At 67.9% G+C, this 17,191-nt stretch carries 6 protein-coding genes; 3 read left to right on the top strand and 3 right to left on the bottom strand.

Annotation, left to right across the window (positions count from 1 at the left end; translation table 11 throughout):
* Window positions 1-58 precede the first annotated feature (58 nt).
* Genes AruCF_RS26480 through AruCF_RS26470 form a run of 3 tightly spaced genes read left to right on the top strand, consistent with a single transcriptional unit; the run spans window position 59 to window position 14,496 of the window.
* Window positions 59-12,253, top strand: coding sequence for a hypothetical protein (locus tag AruCF_RS26480; RefSeq protein ID WP_049071436.1), 12,195 nt, complete (start codon window positions 59-61; stop codon window positions 12,251-12,253).
* A gap of 10 nt (window positions 12,254-12,263) precedes the next feature.
* Window positions 12,264-13,181, top strand: coding sequence for a hypothetical protein (locus AruCF_RS26475; protein ID WP_049071438.1), 918 nt, complete (start codon window positions 12,264-12,266; stop codon window positions 13,179-13,181).
* A 10-nt stretch (window positions 13,182-13,191) separates the two neighbouring features.
* Entirely contained in the window at window positions 13,192-14,496 is a 1,305-nt protein-coding gene (locus tag AruCF_RS26470) for a hypothetical protein (RefSeq protein WP_049071440.1), read from the top strand.
* A gap of 37 nt (window positions 14,497-14,533) precedes the next feature.
* On the opposite strand, the gene AruCF_RS26465 is transcribed toward AruCF_RS26470, so the two are convergent.
* The 3 genes from AruCF_RS26465 to AruCF_RS26455 all read right to left on the bottom strand — a co-directional run bounded on the left by AruCF_RS26465 (window position 14,534) and on the right by AruCF_RS26455 (window position 17,095).
* The gene (locus AruCF_RS26465) at window positions 14,534-14,965 is read right to left on the bottom strand and encodes a RidA family protein (RefSeq protein ID WP_049071442.1); all 432 of its coding nucleotides are present in this window, start codon (window positions 14,963-14,965) and stop codon (window positions 14,534-14,536) included.
* A gap of 109 nt (window positions 14,966-15,074) precedes the next feature.
* On the bottom strand, window positions 15,075-15,362 hold the full coding sequence (locus AruCF_RS26460) for a hypothetical protein (protein WP_049071444.1): 288 nt from the start codon (window positions 15,360-15,362) through the stop codon (window positions 15,075-15,077).
* Window positions 15,363-15,478: 116 nt separating this feature from the next.
* Window positions 15,479-17,095, bottom strand: a complete 1,617-nt coding sequence (locus tag AruCF_RS26455) for a methyl-accepting chemotaxis protein (protein WP_049071446.1) — start codon at window positions 17,093-17,095, stop codon at window positions 15,479-15,481.
* Between the last annotated feature and the right edge of the window lie 96 nt (window positions 17,096-17,191).

The following is a 17,191-nucleotide window of genomic DNA, read 5'->3' as shown; positions in this document are numbered from 1 at the left end:
TGTCTTGCCGGGTGTGACAGGCCCGGGATTTCGATTCTACTTTTGTGAAACCACCGCCATGAAAAACCGATTCAGAACGCTCTCCACCTTCGCTAAAGATGGCCGCATTCCGCTGAACTTCAAGCTTTCCGACGTCAAGGCCATGGCGATTGTCGGCGTCGACGTGGTGGCGCTGATGAAGGATGGCAGCCGGGTGCTGTTGCCCGGGCTGGCGGTGAAGATTCTGGAGCGGCCCTCGCCCGAATTGCAGTTCGACGACCAGTCGCTTTCGGGCGCGGAACTGTTCTCCAAGGTGGATATCGACAGCACCGCGCTCAAGGACGCCGCCGAGGCGCTGCAGGTGCCGATAACCGAACCCACGGCGCAAGAGGAGCAGGGCTTCGCCGATGAGGCGGCGGCCGTGCCGCCGGACAGCGCGCAGGCCGCGCCCAAGGAGGATGGCAAAGGCGCCGAGGAGCCCTTGGCCTGGTACCAGGAATACGGCTGGATGTTCGGCGTGGTCGGCCTGATCGGCCTGGCGCTGGGGCTGTCCAGCAAGAAGGGCAAGGGCAGGGAAGAAGACACGCCGGCCGCGCCGGCGCCCACGCCAGACGTGGGAGAGCAGCCGGAGGCGGGCGGAAGCACGCCGGCGCCGTCGCCGGAGCCTGAGGGCAACCCGGAGGCAAGGCCGGCCGTCACGGTCACGGGCGGCATTGCGGCCGGGGTGTTCAACCATGCGCAGACCCTGTCGATTTCGCTGTACGACGGCCAGGGGCAGTCGCTGGGCCAGGGCGATCTGGTGCTGGGCCCGGGCGGCCAGGTGCTGTCCTACCGCGCCGAGCTGCCGTCCGACTATGTCGGCCTGGTGCGGGTGGTGGTGTCCGACAAGGCGCGCGACGGCCAGGGCTACATCGACGAATACCGCCAGGCGCTGGCGCTGGCCCAGGGGATGACGGCGGAGCAGGCGGCGCAATTCGCCGCCACGGATTTCCCGACACTGAGCGCGATCGGCTACCGCGCCGAAGGTCAGACCGAACTGTCGATCTCGGTGACGCCACTGACCGAACTCGTCACGCGCCTGGTGGGCGCGCCGGCCGATCCCTCCGCGCCGCTGGACGGCGTATCCGCCGATCAGGTCAATGCGATGGCGGCCGCGGTTGCCAAGCTCATGACGCAGTTCACCAGCGATGCGCAGCTGGTCGACATCCTGGGGCCCGTGGTGGCCATCAATGCCGACACGTTCGCGCAGGCGTCGGTCGCGGCCCAGGCCTATGGCAAGGTGCTGGCGGCCCTGGCCGGCATGGATTCGGTGTCGGGGGCGCTGGCCAACACGCTGCAGCTTCTGGCTGGCGGCCTGGCGCCGGACGCCGACGGCGCCTTGCACATCGCGCCGACGGTCGAGGGCGCGGTGCTGCTGGCGGCCATGCAGGAAGCCAATGCGCTGCTTGGCAAGCTGGTCGATCCCGCCCTGTTCGATACCTTCACGTTGCCGCAGGTGCCCTGGGCTTCCGTGTCGGCGACGTTCACGGACGCGGGGGCGGCGCCGATCCCCACGGTTGACGCGCTGGGCAAGGATGCGCAGCCGTCGGTGACGGTGTCATGGACCGCCAGCGCCGACCGTATCAGCGCCGGCCAGCGTGTCGAGCTGCATCTGCTCGATGGCCGCACCATCCTGTCGCGCGTGTTGACGGCGGAGGACGTGGCCGCCGGCAGCGTGGTGCTGGGGGCCGGCGACTACGGCGAGAACACATTGGGCGAGGATGGCGCCAAGCGCCTGTTCGCGGCGATCGTCGATGACCAGGGCGAGCTGATCGCCGGTTCCGACCTGCGGACCTACGGGCTGGTCAGCGTGGAGGTCGATGAGATCACGGCCCTGAGCGCCGATACGGGTGTTTCTCCCAGCGACTTCATCACCAATCAGCCGGTGCAGGCCGTGTCCGGCCACTATCTCGGCACGCTGGGCCCCAACACGCACATCGAGGTATCGGCCGATGGCGGCAATACCTGGGTCGAGGCCGTGGCGACGCCCGCCGCCGATGGCGCGGGCGGCGGCACCTGGCTCTCCGGCTTCCTGCGGCTGGACGGCGCGGGCGAGGACGCGCGTCTGCTGACGCGGGTCGCGGTGACCGGTGTCAACGGCGAGCAGCCGCTGACGCTGCCCGGCGCCTCGCACGCATTCGTGCTGGACGTCACGCCGCCGGACGCCCGGGTGGCTTCCATCGACAGCATCAGCGCGCCGTTCGAGGGCGCGGCGCTGCCGGGCGGCTTCCTGTTCACGCAGCCGTCGCAGACGATCCGCGGCAAGGTGCTTGGCACGGTGACCAGCGACGACCGGATCATGGTGTCGATCGATGGCGGCGCCACCTGGGCCGTGGGCGAGCTGTCGGCCGACGGCGCGTCGTGGAGCGTCACGGTGGGATTCTCCAGGCACGGCACGGGCGACATCCTGGCGCGCATCAGCGACGTGGCCGGCAACACCACGGAGACCGTGTCGCAGCCATACTCGTACACCGAGGCGGCGCTGGTCGGCATACAGCCGACCCAGGCCGCGCAGATCGTCATGGTGGCCGACGACGTCGGCGATCCGTCCACCGATCCCTACGATTTCGTGGGCGCGCTCAGCCCCAACATGAGCACCGACGATCGGCGGCCGACCTTCAGCGGCACGCTCAGCGCGGCGCTGGAAGGCGACCAGGTGCTGGTGCTGGCGGATAGCGTGAACGGCGGGGCCGAACGATTGCTGGGCTACGCCAACGTGGCGCCGCCCGACGAGGGGCAATTGCCGCAATGGTCCTTCACGCCGGTGTCGGACATGGCATTGGGCAGCCATCACGTCGTGGTCAAGGTGTTCTCGCCGGGCCTGAATGCGTACGCGCCGGTCTATCCCGAAGGCGTCGATGCCGATGCGCCGGACGCAACGTCCAACTGGGGTAGCTGGGACGTCACCGTGCAGTCGCTGTCGTTCGACGGCGTGATCGTTCCGGGCGTGACCGAAGTCAACCTGTTGGAGACCACGAGCCCCGTGACGGACTACACCCAGCCCATCCTGACGGGCGCGCTGGGCAGCCTGCCCGCCCCAGGCGAGTACGTGGCCATCTACGACGCCGTCAATGGCGGCGCGCCGACACGGGTGGGCAAGGCGGACGTCACGCCTGCCAGCGAGGGCTCGGGAGCGACGTGGCGCTACGAATTCCCCGCCGACAGCGAACTGAAGGACGGCGTCCACCGGCTGCGCGCCGTGGTCGAGCGCGCCGGGCCGGATGATGGGCCTCCACAGGCGCTGCTCAGCGCTGCTCCGCCTGCCGTCATCGTCAGCACCGAGCTGCCCGAGCAGCAGGTGGTGATCGACCAGGTCATGGATGACGTGGGCGTTTACACGGGTTTGATCGCCAGCGGCGCCTCCACCGACGACACCCAACCTTTGTTGTCCGGGACGCTGTCAGGCCCGTTACTCGCCGGGCAACGCCTGCAAGTCCGCGTGGAGGACGTCAACGATCCCGGTCGATCCTTTTCCTATCAACCTCGGATCGACCAAACCGGCCTGGGCTGGTCGCTGCGGATCGATCCCCCGCTGGCCGAGGGCAACTACCGCCTGATGGCGGGCGTGGTGAACGGGGGCGACGCCATGGGGCCGCGGCATGCCGAATTCGATCTGCGGATCAACAGCCTGACCTTCAGCGAGCTGGATGACGCCGCCGGCCCCATCAGGGGCAATGTGTTCGACGGCGACGGTCCGTTCCTGACCGACGACCATGCGCCGGTGCTGCGCGGCCACCTGGGCACCGCGCTGGGCGACGGTGAAGCCTTGCGGATCGTGTCCGTGCAAGGCGGGAAGGAGACGGTGCTGGGCCTGGCGACGCTGCTGCCGCGCGCGCCGGGCGGATTCACCTGGCAACTGGAACTGGGGGCAACGCAGGGCGGCGCGGGCGAGTTGCCGGAAGGCCATTCCACCTTGTCGGCGCGGGTGGTGGACGCGGCCAGCGGCCAGATCCGCCTGGCGGTGGACCGGCAGATCGACTTCGATGATGGCACGCCCACCGGGGTCGTCAACATCACCGAGGTTCGTGACCAGATTCCCGGCAACGGCGGGTTCGTCGGCGCGCTGGCCCCCAGCCAGAGCACCGACGATCGCCGGCCGTTGATCTCGGGGATGCTGCTGGGCGCGAATACGCTGCCGGCGTCGCGCGCGGTGCAGATTGTCGACGCCGTGAGGCAGCCCGATGGCAGGGTGGTCGAGACCGTCCTGGGCCTGGCCACGCTCAACGCCGAGCGCGGCGACGGTAGCTGGAGCTTCAGGCCGGGTGAGAGCCTGGGGCTGGGCGACCATACTTTCTCCGCCAGAATCGTCAACCGGGCCAATGGCGAGTTGGGGCCGGTTGGCCAGACATTCACGGCCAGGGAAAGCCAGCTCACCATCAACGCGGTCCAGGACAGCGTAGGGGCATTGCAGGGCAATCTGCTGGATGCGAAGCTGTTCGCCCAGCCGCCCTTTACCGACGACGTGCGCCCTCAGTTGTCGGGCAGGCTGGGCATGCCGCTGGGACCGAACGAGCGCGTCGCGGTCTATGATTCGGTCGATGGCACCGCCGCGGTCCTGCTGGGCGTGGCGACCGTGGCGGACACCACCTGGAGTTTCCAGCCAACCGCGGGTTTGAGCAACGGCGCACACGGGTTCCAGGTCAGGGTGGAGCGGATCGTCGCCGGAGCAAGGCCTCAGATCCTGCTGTCGGATTCGACGGTCCCCATCACGATCGACGCCGTCGCCCAGCCGGTGACGGCGGTGGTGCTGACGTTGAACGTGACCGATCGCGTGGGCGCCGATGGCTCGCAGGTGGGGCCGGTCGGGTTTCGCGCCAGCACCGATGACAGAAGGCCGGTGGTCAGCGGCACCCTGAGCGAGGCGTTGGGGGCAAGCCAGCAAGTGCAGGTGTTCCTGTCGCGCGAGGACGGCGCCATGCGCCGGCTGGGCGCGGCAACCATGAACGGCGTCAACTGGACCTACACCCTGACCGAAGCGTTGGCGGACGGGCCTGTGACGCTCCACGCGCGAGTGGTGGCGATCAATTCGGGGCTGACCAGCAATACGCTGGCGACCTCGGTGAACGTGAACAGCATCCAGGTGTCCGAAGTGGTCGAGCCGACCACGGGCGCCAATGTGCTGAGCCGGGATGGCCATGGCACCGCCGACAACCATGTGACGCTGCGGGGCAAGCTTGGGGCGCCCCTGCTGCTGCCGTCGGAGCGCGTGACGATCTACGTCAAGGGCGAGGGCGCCACGCTGTTCACGCCGGTTGGCGTGGCGAGGATCGACACGAACGGCACCGACTGGACTTTCAGCCTGCCGCAAAGCAATGGCGTGCCGCGAAGCTGGCAGGAGGGGCGCTACGAGGTGTCGGCGCGTATCGAGGATTCCTCCTCGCGCGCGGTGCGGGCGGTGACGAAGGTGGGCTTCACGGTCGACACCCAGGTTCCACAAGAGCACGCGGAAATCGTCGGCTACGAGGATCAGGCCGGGCCGCTGCAGGCCCTGCTCACCCAGACGGGCGTGAGCACCGACGACGCCCGCGGCATCGTGCGCGGCAGGCTCGACAAACCGATCAATGCCGATACCCGACGCGTGGTGTTGTATGACCGTATCGACGGTCAGCTGGTGCGCCTGGGAGAGGCCACGGCGACGGACACCGATTGGACTTTCCAGAGCCGTGAACCCCTTGGGGCCGGTATCCACACATTCCTGGCGCGGGTCGAGAATATCGTCCTGGGCAAGGAGGGCGATGCGTCGCCGGAATTCACCATCCATGTGCAGCAGGTCAGCCTGGAATCCATCGCGGATCCGGCGCACCCGGACCAGAACATCCTGCTGCCCGGGGTCGATGGCGCCTCGAAGCAGGGGAAGTTCGTCTTTGGCGGTCACCTGGGCGCGCCGCTGGGAGAGGGCGAAGTCCTCAAGCTCGTGATCGACGGTGTGCCGCGCGATGGCCAGGTCACGTTCGACCAGGGCAGCTCGACATGGTCGGGCACGCTGGCCGATGACGAGGTCCTTGGCGACGGCGCCCATGTCATCGCCGTCCAGGTCATGGACCATGACGGCGCCGAATTACGGGCGGTGTCGGCATCGCATACGGTTTACATCGGCAGTAGCGCGCCCACCGAGACCGCGACGATCAGTCAGGCCCGCGACATATACGGGGCGGGATCCTCATTCACGGGCGCCAACGCCACCGGGGTGCCGTCCGACGACGCGCTGCCACAGCTCAAGGGCAGTGTTTCCGCGAGGCTGGCCGGGGGGCTGAGCGTGGCGGTGTATGGCCGCTTGCCCGGGCAGGCCGATCAGGTCTTCCTGGGCTATGCCACCGTGGATGCGAATGCCGAATGGACGTTCCAGGTCGACCGGGAGCTTCCCTTTGGCGACACGGTATTCAATGCCCGCGTGGTCAATCGGGCGGATCCTCAGGCCCTCCAGGGCCCGCTCTCGTCGGACTTCATCGTGCATCAGCAGTCCGTGAGCATCACGGCGCTGATCGATGACCACGGGGATGTTCGCGGAGATCTGTTCGCGCTTGAATCCCTCGGGGCAAACGGACGCCCGGTCCTCATGCGCACCGACGATGCGCGTCCGACCTTGAAGGGCCATCTGGCCCAGCCGCTCGGCAGTGGCGAGGTGCTGGCGATCTTCCGAGGCAGCAACAGGCTCGGCGAGGCTCAGATGGATGCCGATGGGGTGTCGTGGTCCTTCACGCCGCAGGCGGATGTGGAGCCGGGCAGCCAGCGCTTCAGCGCCGTGCTGCTGACGTCCGACGGCGTGTCGCGCATGTCGGCGCAAACCCCGGAAATCACGGTGTCGACGCTGCGGCCGGGTCATGCGGTGGCCATCACGTCGGTGCTGGATTCGAACAATCTGCTGGGTACGTGGGACCGGACCGCGCTCGGGCAGGAGGCGCCGCGGCGCGAGGTGGTGACGACGGCGGTGCTCGACGATACGCGTCCGCGCTTGTCGGGCACCTTGGGGCAGGCGCTGAACGCCTTCGAAGTGCTGCGGGTCTACGCCGAGCACGACGGTGTGGCCCAACTGCTGGGCACGGCCAATACCGACGGCCTGACCTGGTCGCTGCGGCCGCCGGTATCGCTGCCCGCCGGCCTGAGCCATATTTACGCGGCCATCGAGAACAGGGGTGATAGCTTCGGCGCGGTGCGGTCGGATGCCGTCGATGTCAACGTGCTGTCGCTCTCGCCGATATCGGTGCAGGACCTGTCGGCGCAGGGCGCCGTCGAGACGCTGCGCCCGATCCTGCGGGCCAGGGTGAATACGGATAGCACCCAGGGGCTGTCGGTGCGCGTGCTGGTCGATGGGGACGTGGCCGGCGAGACGACCGTCGGCACGGACGGGGCCTGGACGTTCCAACTGCGCGCGGACCTGGCGACGGGCATGCACCGGGTCGAATACGTGTTGCTAGATGGCGGCGTGCCGGTCGAGGCGGTACGGAGCCTGGCGCCCGTGAACGTCATGGTGAGCGGCGCCGATGCGCCCGCGTTCGGCGTCACGTTGGCGACGGGTTCGACACCCATCTTCACCGACCGTGGCTTGACGTTGCTGACCGGCGCCACCACCGAGGCGGTGGCGCCGGGCATGGGCGTCATGGTGTCGATCGATGGCAAGGACGTGGGGCTGGCTGGCGTCGATGCCTCGGGCACCAATTGGTCCTATGCGCTGTGGGCGCAGCCGCCTGGCGCGCACGAGGTGGCCGTCAGGCCGGTCAATCTGGCGACGCTGGCGCCAGCCCCGGACGGGGAGGCGCGGACCACTGTCCACCAGAATGCGATCACGATCGACGCGCCCGTCGGCGCGCAGCGCCTGCCGGACGGCGGGTTGGTGGCGTTGATCGGCAGCGGCGACCTGACGTTGTCCGGCCATCTGGCGAGCGAGTTGCCAGCAGGGACCACGCTGCAGGTGCGGCGCGATGGCGTGGCGTTGGGAAGCGCGACGCTGGAAGGCAAGAAATGGAGCTATGCGCTGGCGTCCACAGATCAGTTGGCGGGGGACCATCAGTACAGCGTGGTGGTGCTGGCGGACGGGGATGCCGGGGATGCCAGCGCGGCGTCCGCATTGTCGGCGCAGACGGCGTTGACGCTCGTGGCGGAAGGAAGCGGGCCAAGCCCGGACTTGTTTGCGTCGATCACCGGGCTGATCGACGGCCAACGGTCGGGCCAGTTGAGCGCCAATTCCACCATCGAGGGCCAGATCGCGACATTGCGCGGCACCGTCAGCACCGCTTTGGGAGGGCAGGATCAGATCGTGGTCTACGGACAACCGCAGGACGGCGAACGGCAGCGGCTGGGCGTGGCCCGGATGTTGACCGACACCACCTGGGAGTTTCGGATAGGCAAGGCCCTGCCGTCGGGCTCCTACACGTTGAGCGCGATTCCCGAGAACCGGTTGACGGGGATCGGCAACGACATCGCCGCGGCGATAGCCAATTTCCAGGTCCAGCATCTCACCATCACCGAGCTGAACGACCAGACGGGGGCCTTGCAGGGCAACCTGCTGGATCTGGATCAAGGCTCGCGCCTGACCGACGAGGCCACTCCGCTCATCAAGGGCACGTTGAGCGCGCCGCTGCTCGAGTTCGGGCAACGCCTGCGGGTGTCGGATACCTTCAATGGCGCCACCTCCGAGCTGGGTCAGGCCGTGATCGACAGGGCCGACCCGCTGAAATGGTCCTTCCGGCCGGACGCGCCGCTGCTGGATGGCCGGCACGTCCTGTCGGTGGAAGTGGTGGGGACCACCACCGCCATTGCCGAGACCGGGGATAGCGTGTCCTTCCGCAAGGACAGCCGTACCCCCACCCAGACCGTGTCGATCGTGACCGTGCGTGACGATGACGGTCCGGTCGTCGGCAATGTGCCCGTCGATGGGGCCATCGACTTCCGGCGTCCGCTGGTTTCCGGCAGGCTCAGCGCGGCGTTGTCGAACGCGCAGGTGTTGCGCCTCTGGCAGGATGACGGCCAGGGCAACGTCAGCTACCTGGGTGACGCCACGGTCACCGGAACCAATTGGCAATGGCGCAGCGACGTGGACATGGCGCTCGGCACCGTCAATCTGTTCGCGACCGTGGACAACGCGGCCCGGGCGGGTACCACCTATACCGCGCAGGATAGCGCGATCCATGGCAGGCCTTCGCCCACCTTCAGCTTCCACCTGCAAGGGCTGGAGGGCATCGAGGCCAAGGACGCCAAGGGCGTCGTGGTGGGGCAGAACACCAGCGAGCGGCAGTTCACGATCAGCGGAGCGCTGGCCGCGCCGCTGGCCGATGGCGAGTACGTGGAAGTCCGCGACGGCGCCCAGCTCCTGGGACGCGCCAGCGTTCAGGAGCAGCAGTGGCATTTCGACATCGAGGTGCCGCTGGGCAATGGCCAGCACGACTTCAAGATCTCGATCGGCGGCGCCGGCAACAGCCCCACGACGCCGTTGGTGTTCGAGTCGCTGCGGGTCAACGTGCATGACGCCGCGCCAGACCCGTTGCAGGCGGGGTTGATCGAGGCCGTGATCGTCCTGCCGGCCGGGCAGGTGCTGTCGGCCGGGAGCCGTTTCGACACGCTTGCGGCGCAAAGTGTCCGGCCTGGCCAGAGCCTGGATGGCAAGCGGGTCGGGATCTTCGGCACGCTGGCGCGGGAGCCGCGCGCCGGCGACCTGGTGCAGGTCTTCGACAACGACGCGCTGCTGGGCGCGGCCGTGGTGGTCGGCACGCGCTGGCGGTTCAACGCGCCGCCCTTGTCCGAGGGCGAACATAAGTTCTCGCTGCGCATCAACGAACAGCCGGTGCCCGCGTCGGATCCGGTCCATGCCAATACCTATGCGGTCGTGGTGCTGGGTGACGACGCCATCCGCATCGATGCGCTCGCCAGCCGCGTGGATCCGGCGCAATCCTTGAACGGGTCGTTGTCTCACGACTTGGGACGGGACGAGGTTCTGGGCGTGTACCGCACGCTCAACGGCGAAACCGTGCGGCTGGGCGATGCCACGGTACAGGGCGCCGCGGACAAGGACGGCCGCTTCGCGTGGTCGTTCACCCCGGGCGCGGGAATGGGCCTGGGCGTGGGCGCACAGACCCTGACCGTGCAGGTCGAGGGGCCGACGCACACGCGCGTTGCCGCGACGCAGGCGCTGCCCGTGGTCATCGACGAGGCTGCCATTGCGACGATGGCGACCATATTGTCCGTCTCGACGCCCCAAGCCAGCGGATTGTCCAGCGTGGAGTCCGGCGCCACGGTCGCCAGCGCCGCGTTGGTGGTGAGCGGCGCGCTGGATCGCGGTCTGCTGGGCAGCGAGCGGGTCGCCCTGTATGACAGCGGCACCCGGGTGGGCTACGCCAGCGTCGATGCCAGCGGCCGCAACTGGACCTACGTGTCGACGGGGCTGAACAATGGTTCGCACACGTTGACCGTGGCGGTGGAAAACGAACCGGGCGTCAAGGGCGCCTCATCGCAGCCGTTCGCATTGACCATCGCCGCCCCTGCGCCGGGCCAGGCGGTCACGCCGGTCCGCGTTCAGGATGGCGACGCGGCGCTGGGCAGCGCGGTGCAGCTCGATACCGACGGGTTCTCGGTATTCGTATGGAATATGGGGCGTGCGCAAGCGCCCAATATCGACAACATCTGGACGACTTCCACGGCCAATCCCACTGGCCAGGGGCAGTTGCCGCAGCTCAACGCCAGGGGGTACAACAGCGCGCTGCTACCGGGTGTCCCGTATGCCACCACCGCCAACTACGTTGGCAGCGGCTGGTTCCATGTCAGCCCCGAACAGGCCGGCATCTGGACGTTCCGGTCGCCGGTGGTGGACGATTTCGAGATCGTCAGCGTCGATGGCGAGCGGGTGATGATTGGCCGCGAGTTTCTGCGAAATGGCATCCAAGGCGACGTCAGCCTGGATGCGGGCTGGCACTACCTGCGGGTCGATACCGGCAACACCTTCGGGGTGGGGTCTTGGGTGATGCAATGGCGCCGCCCAGGCGAATCCGAGTTCAGCGTGATCCGCGACGTGCAAACCGGTCCGACCGAGCAGGGTGTGGCCCTGGGGGCGAAGGACACGGCGCACCACGTGAAGCTGGACTATACGTTGAGCGCGCCCCTGGGCAAGGACGAGACGTTGCAGGTGGTGGACTTGACGGCGCATCGAACGGCAGAGGGGCTGCGCGTGCAGTTCTGGAACCTGCCCCAAGATGCCAACCGCAGCTTCCCGGACGCATTGGCGTTGACCGCGACCGTGGCGCCGGTGGTGTCCCGCATGGCCGACAACCTGCCCTACGACTGGATGCACGCGTTCGACAGCGGCGTGACCATGTCGAACGCCTCGCTGGTCGGGCGGGCGACCGGTTGGTTCCATGTCGAGCAGGCCGAGGCCGGCACGTGGCTGTTCCGCGCCACGACCCGGGACGATCAGGTATCGCTCAAGGTCGACGGCTATACCCTGTTGTCGCCCGACAGGGGAATGCCCCACGCGCAGTATGCCTCCCTGCACCTGGAGGCGGGATGGCACTACCTGGATTCCACGCTGTTCCAGCAGGCAATCCTGAGAGATGACTGGCACGTCAGCGTCATCAAGCCTGGGGAGACCGCCTTCGCGCCGCTGACCGGGTTCGCGCAGTTCGAGTCCGCCGTGTTGGGCGTCGCGGTCAATGAGGCTGCGGACCCCACCGCCTTCTCCTTCCAGGCCCAGGTCGACGACGGTCAGAGCCATACCTTGCTGGCGACCGTGACCCAGGCAGGCGCGGACGGGCCGGCGGCCGGCCCGCTGACGCATGGCGAGTCCGGCATGGTGTTCCTGGCCAATGGCGCCTTCGGCATCGTTGACAAGAAAGTCGAGGTCACGGGCGACGGGCAGTTGATCAATTTCGCGCGCACGCACGGCACGATCAACGTGGTGGATCTGGACGCCGACAAGGCGGCCCATGAGCACGGCAATACCCTGGTCATGGACTCTACCGATGTGCGGCAGATGTCGGATGTTGGGTCGGCCATGTCCCTGAGCAACGACGGCTTGTTGAACGGCGCGTTCCGCCAGTTGGTGGTACAGGGAGGCGAGCACGATGTGCTGCAGTTCGGCCAACTGGGCGGGGCGCGGTTCTGGACGGAAAGCGGCCAGATCCGAGGGAACGACGGCGCCGAATACACGGTGTTCACCGAATCCGCACTGGCGCTGCAGGTGATCGTGGACACCCACGTCGCGCTTGCGCTGGACAGCGCGTTGTATTCCAACGCCCATCCGGTCATCTGAGAGGGCTCCCATGCAAAGTCAATCTTCGGGAAGCATCAACTACTGGCCGGGCTTCGTGGACGCCTTCTCCAATCTGGTGCTGGCGCTGGTCTTCGTGATCGTGATCCTGGCCATGTCGCTGGGGATGTTCAGCGGCCTCATGGCCAAGATGGCGATCCAGCGCGCACTGGTGGAGCAGCGGCTGGACGAGTCGAAGAAGGCCCAGGCGGCGGGGGGCACGCCTCTGGCGGCCCCCGAAGGTGGCGGACGGGCGACGCCAGCGGAGGATCCGGATCTCCCGGATGCCGCTGACGGCGGGGATGCGCCGGCGGCGCCACCCGCGCCGCAAGCGTCGCCGTCGCCCGAACAACGGGCAAGCGATGCGGCAGCCATTCCGGCCGAGCCGGCGCCCGGCGTCGATGCCCGGCCGGAGTCTGGCGGGGTGGCCGGCGTTGAGCGAGAGGCGAACCTTCGGCAGCGGGACGAGGCGGCCGCCAGCGCCGTGGCGCAGGCGGATGCGCTGGAACACGCCATGTTGCGCCGGGAGAACGAAGATCTGCGGCAGGAGCTGGCAGCCTTGCGCAAGAAGCAGGCCGCGGCGGCGCAAGGGCCGGCAGGCGAAGGCTCCGGCCATCCGAAGGCCGCCGACAAGTTCGGGCCAATGATGCCGCAAGACGACCACAGTTTCCGCCAGCGGATCGAGGACGAGCTGCAACGCACGCTCAAGGAGTTCGAGGCGCGGCGCGACAGCGGCGCCAGCATCGACGTGGTGATCTATGTGCCGAACTACGCGCTGACCGAAAACAAGCGCACGGCTTTGTTCTATCTCATTTCTATCAAGGACTATTTGATGAAGCGGAAAGTGGCGCCCGGGCAGATCCGGATGCACATGGCCCCGGCGCCCGCCGGGCAGAAAGACATGACGGTCTCGATGTCCGTCGAGCCTTGAGGAGTCGACCATGATTCGTTTCCGATCGATACGCTGGCAAGTGGCGAAGGTGCTGTCGCCGCTGATCTGCGCGGCGGTGGCGTCGGCCATCTGGCCGGACCTGATCAAGCTGGCGTTGGGGTCCGGCCATGCCATCACCTTCGTGATCCTGACGGGGATCGCGGTGGGCACCCTGCTCATCGTCAACCAGAGCCTGCGGATCAATACGCGATGGGATGCCCTGAGGCGATTCATCGCCGAGGTAGAGGGCCAGGGCAAGGACTGGCGCACGCTGCCGTATGTCAAGACCACCCTGGGCAAGGTGCTGCTGCGTCAGGAAACGCTGGCGCTGGGGCAGGAGGCCCTGGAAAAGGACGTGCAGGACCTGCGGGTGCGGGTCTATCAAGCCCAGATATTGCCGGATTTCCTGGTCGGCCTGATGGTGGCGCTGGGCCTGGTCGGCACGTTCATCGGCCTGATCTATACGCTGGGCGATGTCGGCGCGATGCTGGCGGAACTGAACACGAACTCCGTCGACGGTTCCCAGGTCGAGCAGGTCTTCGGGCGCCTGGTGGCGCAGTTGCAGAGTCCGCTGACCGCCATGGGCACGGCGTTCGCGGCATCGTTGTTCGGCCTGGTGGGGTCGATCCTGCTGGGCCTGATGATGGTGCTGCTGCGGGGGCAGATCGAGGATTACATCCGCGCCGTCCGCAAGTTCATGCTGGAGTGCCTGGACGTTCGCAACCAGCGCCTGAGCATCATGCCTGGCGACGTGGTGAACGAGCAGATGCTGGCGCGCCAGGTGCACCACCTGGGCGAACTGGTTGAGCGGCTGGCACAGCGCCAGGCCGAAACGCTGCAGTCGCACGAGGCCTTGCAGCGGCAATTGGCGCAGGCGCGCGAACGCGACGAGCGCGTGCAGGCCCAGATCGAGACGCGCTTCGAGCAGATCGGCGACTGGCAGGACGCGGCGATCGCGCAGGTGAATACCGTCAAGGCGCGCTCCGACTCGATCGAGGAGGCGCTGACGCTGCTGATCGAGCGCGGCGGCGCGGTGGTCAGCGCGGTGCGGGCCCTGGCGGATGCGTCAACCGAGGAATCGGCCGAGCTGCGCCGCACCGCCGGCGTGCTGGCGGAGCTGGGCGACGCCCAGAAGGCACAGAGCCAGCTGCTGGATCAATGCGCGCAGGGGCTGGCCCAGGCGCCGCGAGTACTGGAAACGCTGCAGGCCTGGAACCAGGCGGTGGGGGCGCACCAGGATGCGCGCCTGCAGGGGTTCGAGACGCAGTTGCAGATGATCCGGGCGTTGCTGGAGCGCAGTCCGGTGGGCGCCTGATTGCCGGGGGCAAACACGCCGCCTGGGGCGGCGTGGATCAGAGCGGCAGCAGCGCCGTCGCTTCGATTTCCACCAGCATTCCGTCCAACGCCAGCCGCGGCACCGGGATCAGGGTGCAGGCGGGCGCCAGGTGGATGCCCCAGCGCGACTTGATCTCGTTGGAGAACAGCGCCAGGCGTTCCTGGCTGTGGTCGACCACCAGCACGGTCAGCTTGGCGACATCGAACAGGGTGGCGCCGGCCGCCTGCAGGGCGGTCTGGACGTTGTCCAGCGCCTGGCGCACCTGGGCCAGGAAGTCGGGTGAAAGCTCGCCCCGGGCGTTTTCGCCGCCCTGGCCGGCGGCGAACACCAGCCGGGCGGGCGTGTCGGCCACGGCGACGTGCGAGTAGCCGTTGGGACGGGGGTCGTACAGGCCGGGCGGGTTGATGAAGGCGAGCGAGGACAGGGCGGGGGTGATGCGGGACGACATGCGAAGGCTCCGTGGACAAGCGTAGTGACGAAACCACAGTATCGAACCTCAACCATGGTTGAGGTCAAGGCGACGGCCGTTGCCATCACTTGTCGGCCGGGCCGACGGATCAGGACAGGGTGCGCGGCGGCATCGCGGACAGGTCGGCCAGGCTCAGGCCGCAGCCCCGGGCGCGCTCGGCCAGGGTGGCGCTTTGTTCCAGCGCCCGCTTGCTTTCCAGCAGCAGCACGTCGAGCTGTTCGTCCAGCGATGACGCCATGGCCCAGGCCCGCTCGGTGAATTCGATGGAGAAGGCGTCGACACAGGCCTTGCAGATGGCCGTGCCGTTCCGTTCCAGCAGCGGGGCGCCTTGCGCCAGCGTCGAGAGGCAAAAATGACAGGCGAGGGCGCGGCTCATGCGGGGGGCTCGTGGTCGGGGGGAAGGCCGGCCGCAGGGGAGCGGGGCCTGACCTTCTGGACAACGGCCGATCGGGCGCAGTCTTAAATCGGCGCGCCCGCGTCATTGGCCCTTTTTCAGTTCACGTAGGCCGGCCGCAGCGGCGCGGCGATGGCCTGCGGCGTGACGTCGATCACCGTCCCGGCCGGCAGCTTGAAGAATGCGGCGGTGGCCGCCAGGCGCTTGGCCTGTTCCTCCAGCGACGAGGCCGCCGCCGCCGCTTCCTCGACCAGGGCGGCGTTCTGCTGGGTGACGTCGTCCATCTGGGTCACGGCGCCGTTGATCTGGTCGATGCCGACGGACTGCTCGGTCGAGGCTTCGGTGATTTCCGCCATGATCTGGGTGACGCGCTGCACCGAGGCCACGATTTCCTGCATGGTGTCGCCGGCGGCGCGGACCTGTTCGGCGCCGCTTTCGACGTTGCTGGAGGACTGTTCGATCAGGTCCTTCACTTCGCGGGCGGCCTGGGCGCTGCGCTGGGCCAGCGTGCGCACCTCGCCGGCGACCACCGCGAAGCCCTTGCCCTGCTCGCCGGCGCGGGCGGCCTCGACCGCCGCGTTCAGGGCCAGGATGTTGGTCTGGAAGGCGATGCCGTCGATCACCGAGACGATCTCCGAGATGCGGCGCGAACTTTCCGAGATGCGGGTCATGGTCTGGACCACCTGGCCGACCACCTCGCCGCCGCGCAGGGCGATGCCGCGGCTCTCGGCCGCCAGGGTGTTGGCCTGGTGCGCGTGTTCGGTGTTCTGCTTGACGGCGGTGGCCAGTTCTTCCATGGATGCGGCGGTCTCTTCGAGCGAGGCGGCCTGTTCCTCGGTGCGCGCCGACAGGTTGGTGTTGCCCGAGGCGATTTCGGCCGCGCCGGCGTTGATCTCGGTGACGCTGCGGCGCACTTCGCTGACGGTGCGGGTCAGGCTCTCCTGCATGCGCTTGAGCGCCGTGAACAGCACGCCGATCTCATTGTTGGAATTGACCGTGACGCGCTGGGTCAGGTCGCCGGAGGCGATGCGGTCGAAATGCACCGCGGCGTCCTTGAGCGGTTGCAGCACCTGGCGGCCGATGAAGCGCCAGCAGCCCAGCGCCAGCGCGGCGGCCAGCGCCAGCATGATGATCGTGGACAGCTCGGCCCGTTCGTAGCGCAGGTCGGATGCGGAATTGATCGCGGCGCTGCGGCGCTCGGTGTGCGCCAGGAAGGCGGCCACGCGTTCGGCGAAGCGGGCGTCGGCGCCGCGGGTCTCGACCACGGCGGCGGCATAGCCGTCGGCGGATTGTTTCTGCAGCGCCTGCTCCAGCGCCTCGATGCTGCGCACATAGGCGGTGAAGACGGCGTCCAGTTCGCTGGCCAGCTTCAGGCCGGCCTCGGTGCTCTTGGGCACGCTCTGGTAGATGGCGAAGTGCTTGCGCGCTTCCCGCAGGTGCTGGTTGGCCTGGTCGATGCTGCCCTGGGATTGGCTGCCCTTGCCGGACACGATGTCCAGGTAGGCGGCCACCAGGGTCAGGCGGCTGCGCAGCAGCAGCGTCTGCGTCTCGTACAGCGGCCGGGTCTGTTCGGCGGCGACCGCGTTCAGGTCGTCCACCGCGATGTCGGCGTCCCTGGCATACAGCCAGCCCATGCCGGTGGCGGTTGCCAGCGCCAGGACGAAGATGGCCAGGACGGCCAGCAGGCCGGTGCGGATCTTCAGGTTCTTCAACATGGTGGGAGCTCCTGTGTGTGTCTTGGGGCGACCCGTCAAAGCGTGGTCTCGGAAAATCCGCTTGACTGTAAATTTAAATTACATATTTAACAATTG

It is taken from the genome of Achromobacter ruhlandii, from assembly GCF_002082135.1.
GTDB lineage: Bacteria > Pseudomonadota > Gammaproteobacteria > Burkholderiales > Burkholderiaceae_B > Achromobacter > Achromobacter ruhlandii.
Note: the sequence above shows the minus strand (reverse complement) of the source record. Positions and strands in the feature narration are given on the sequence as shown.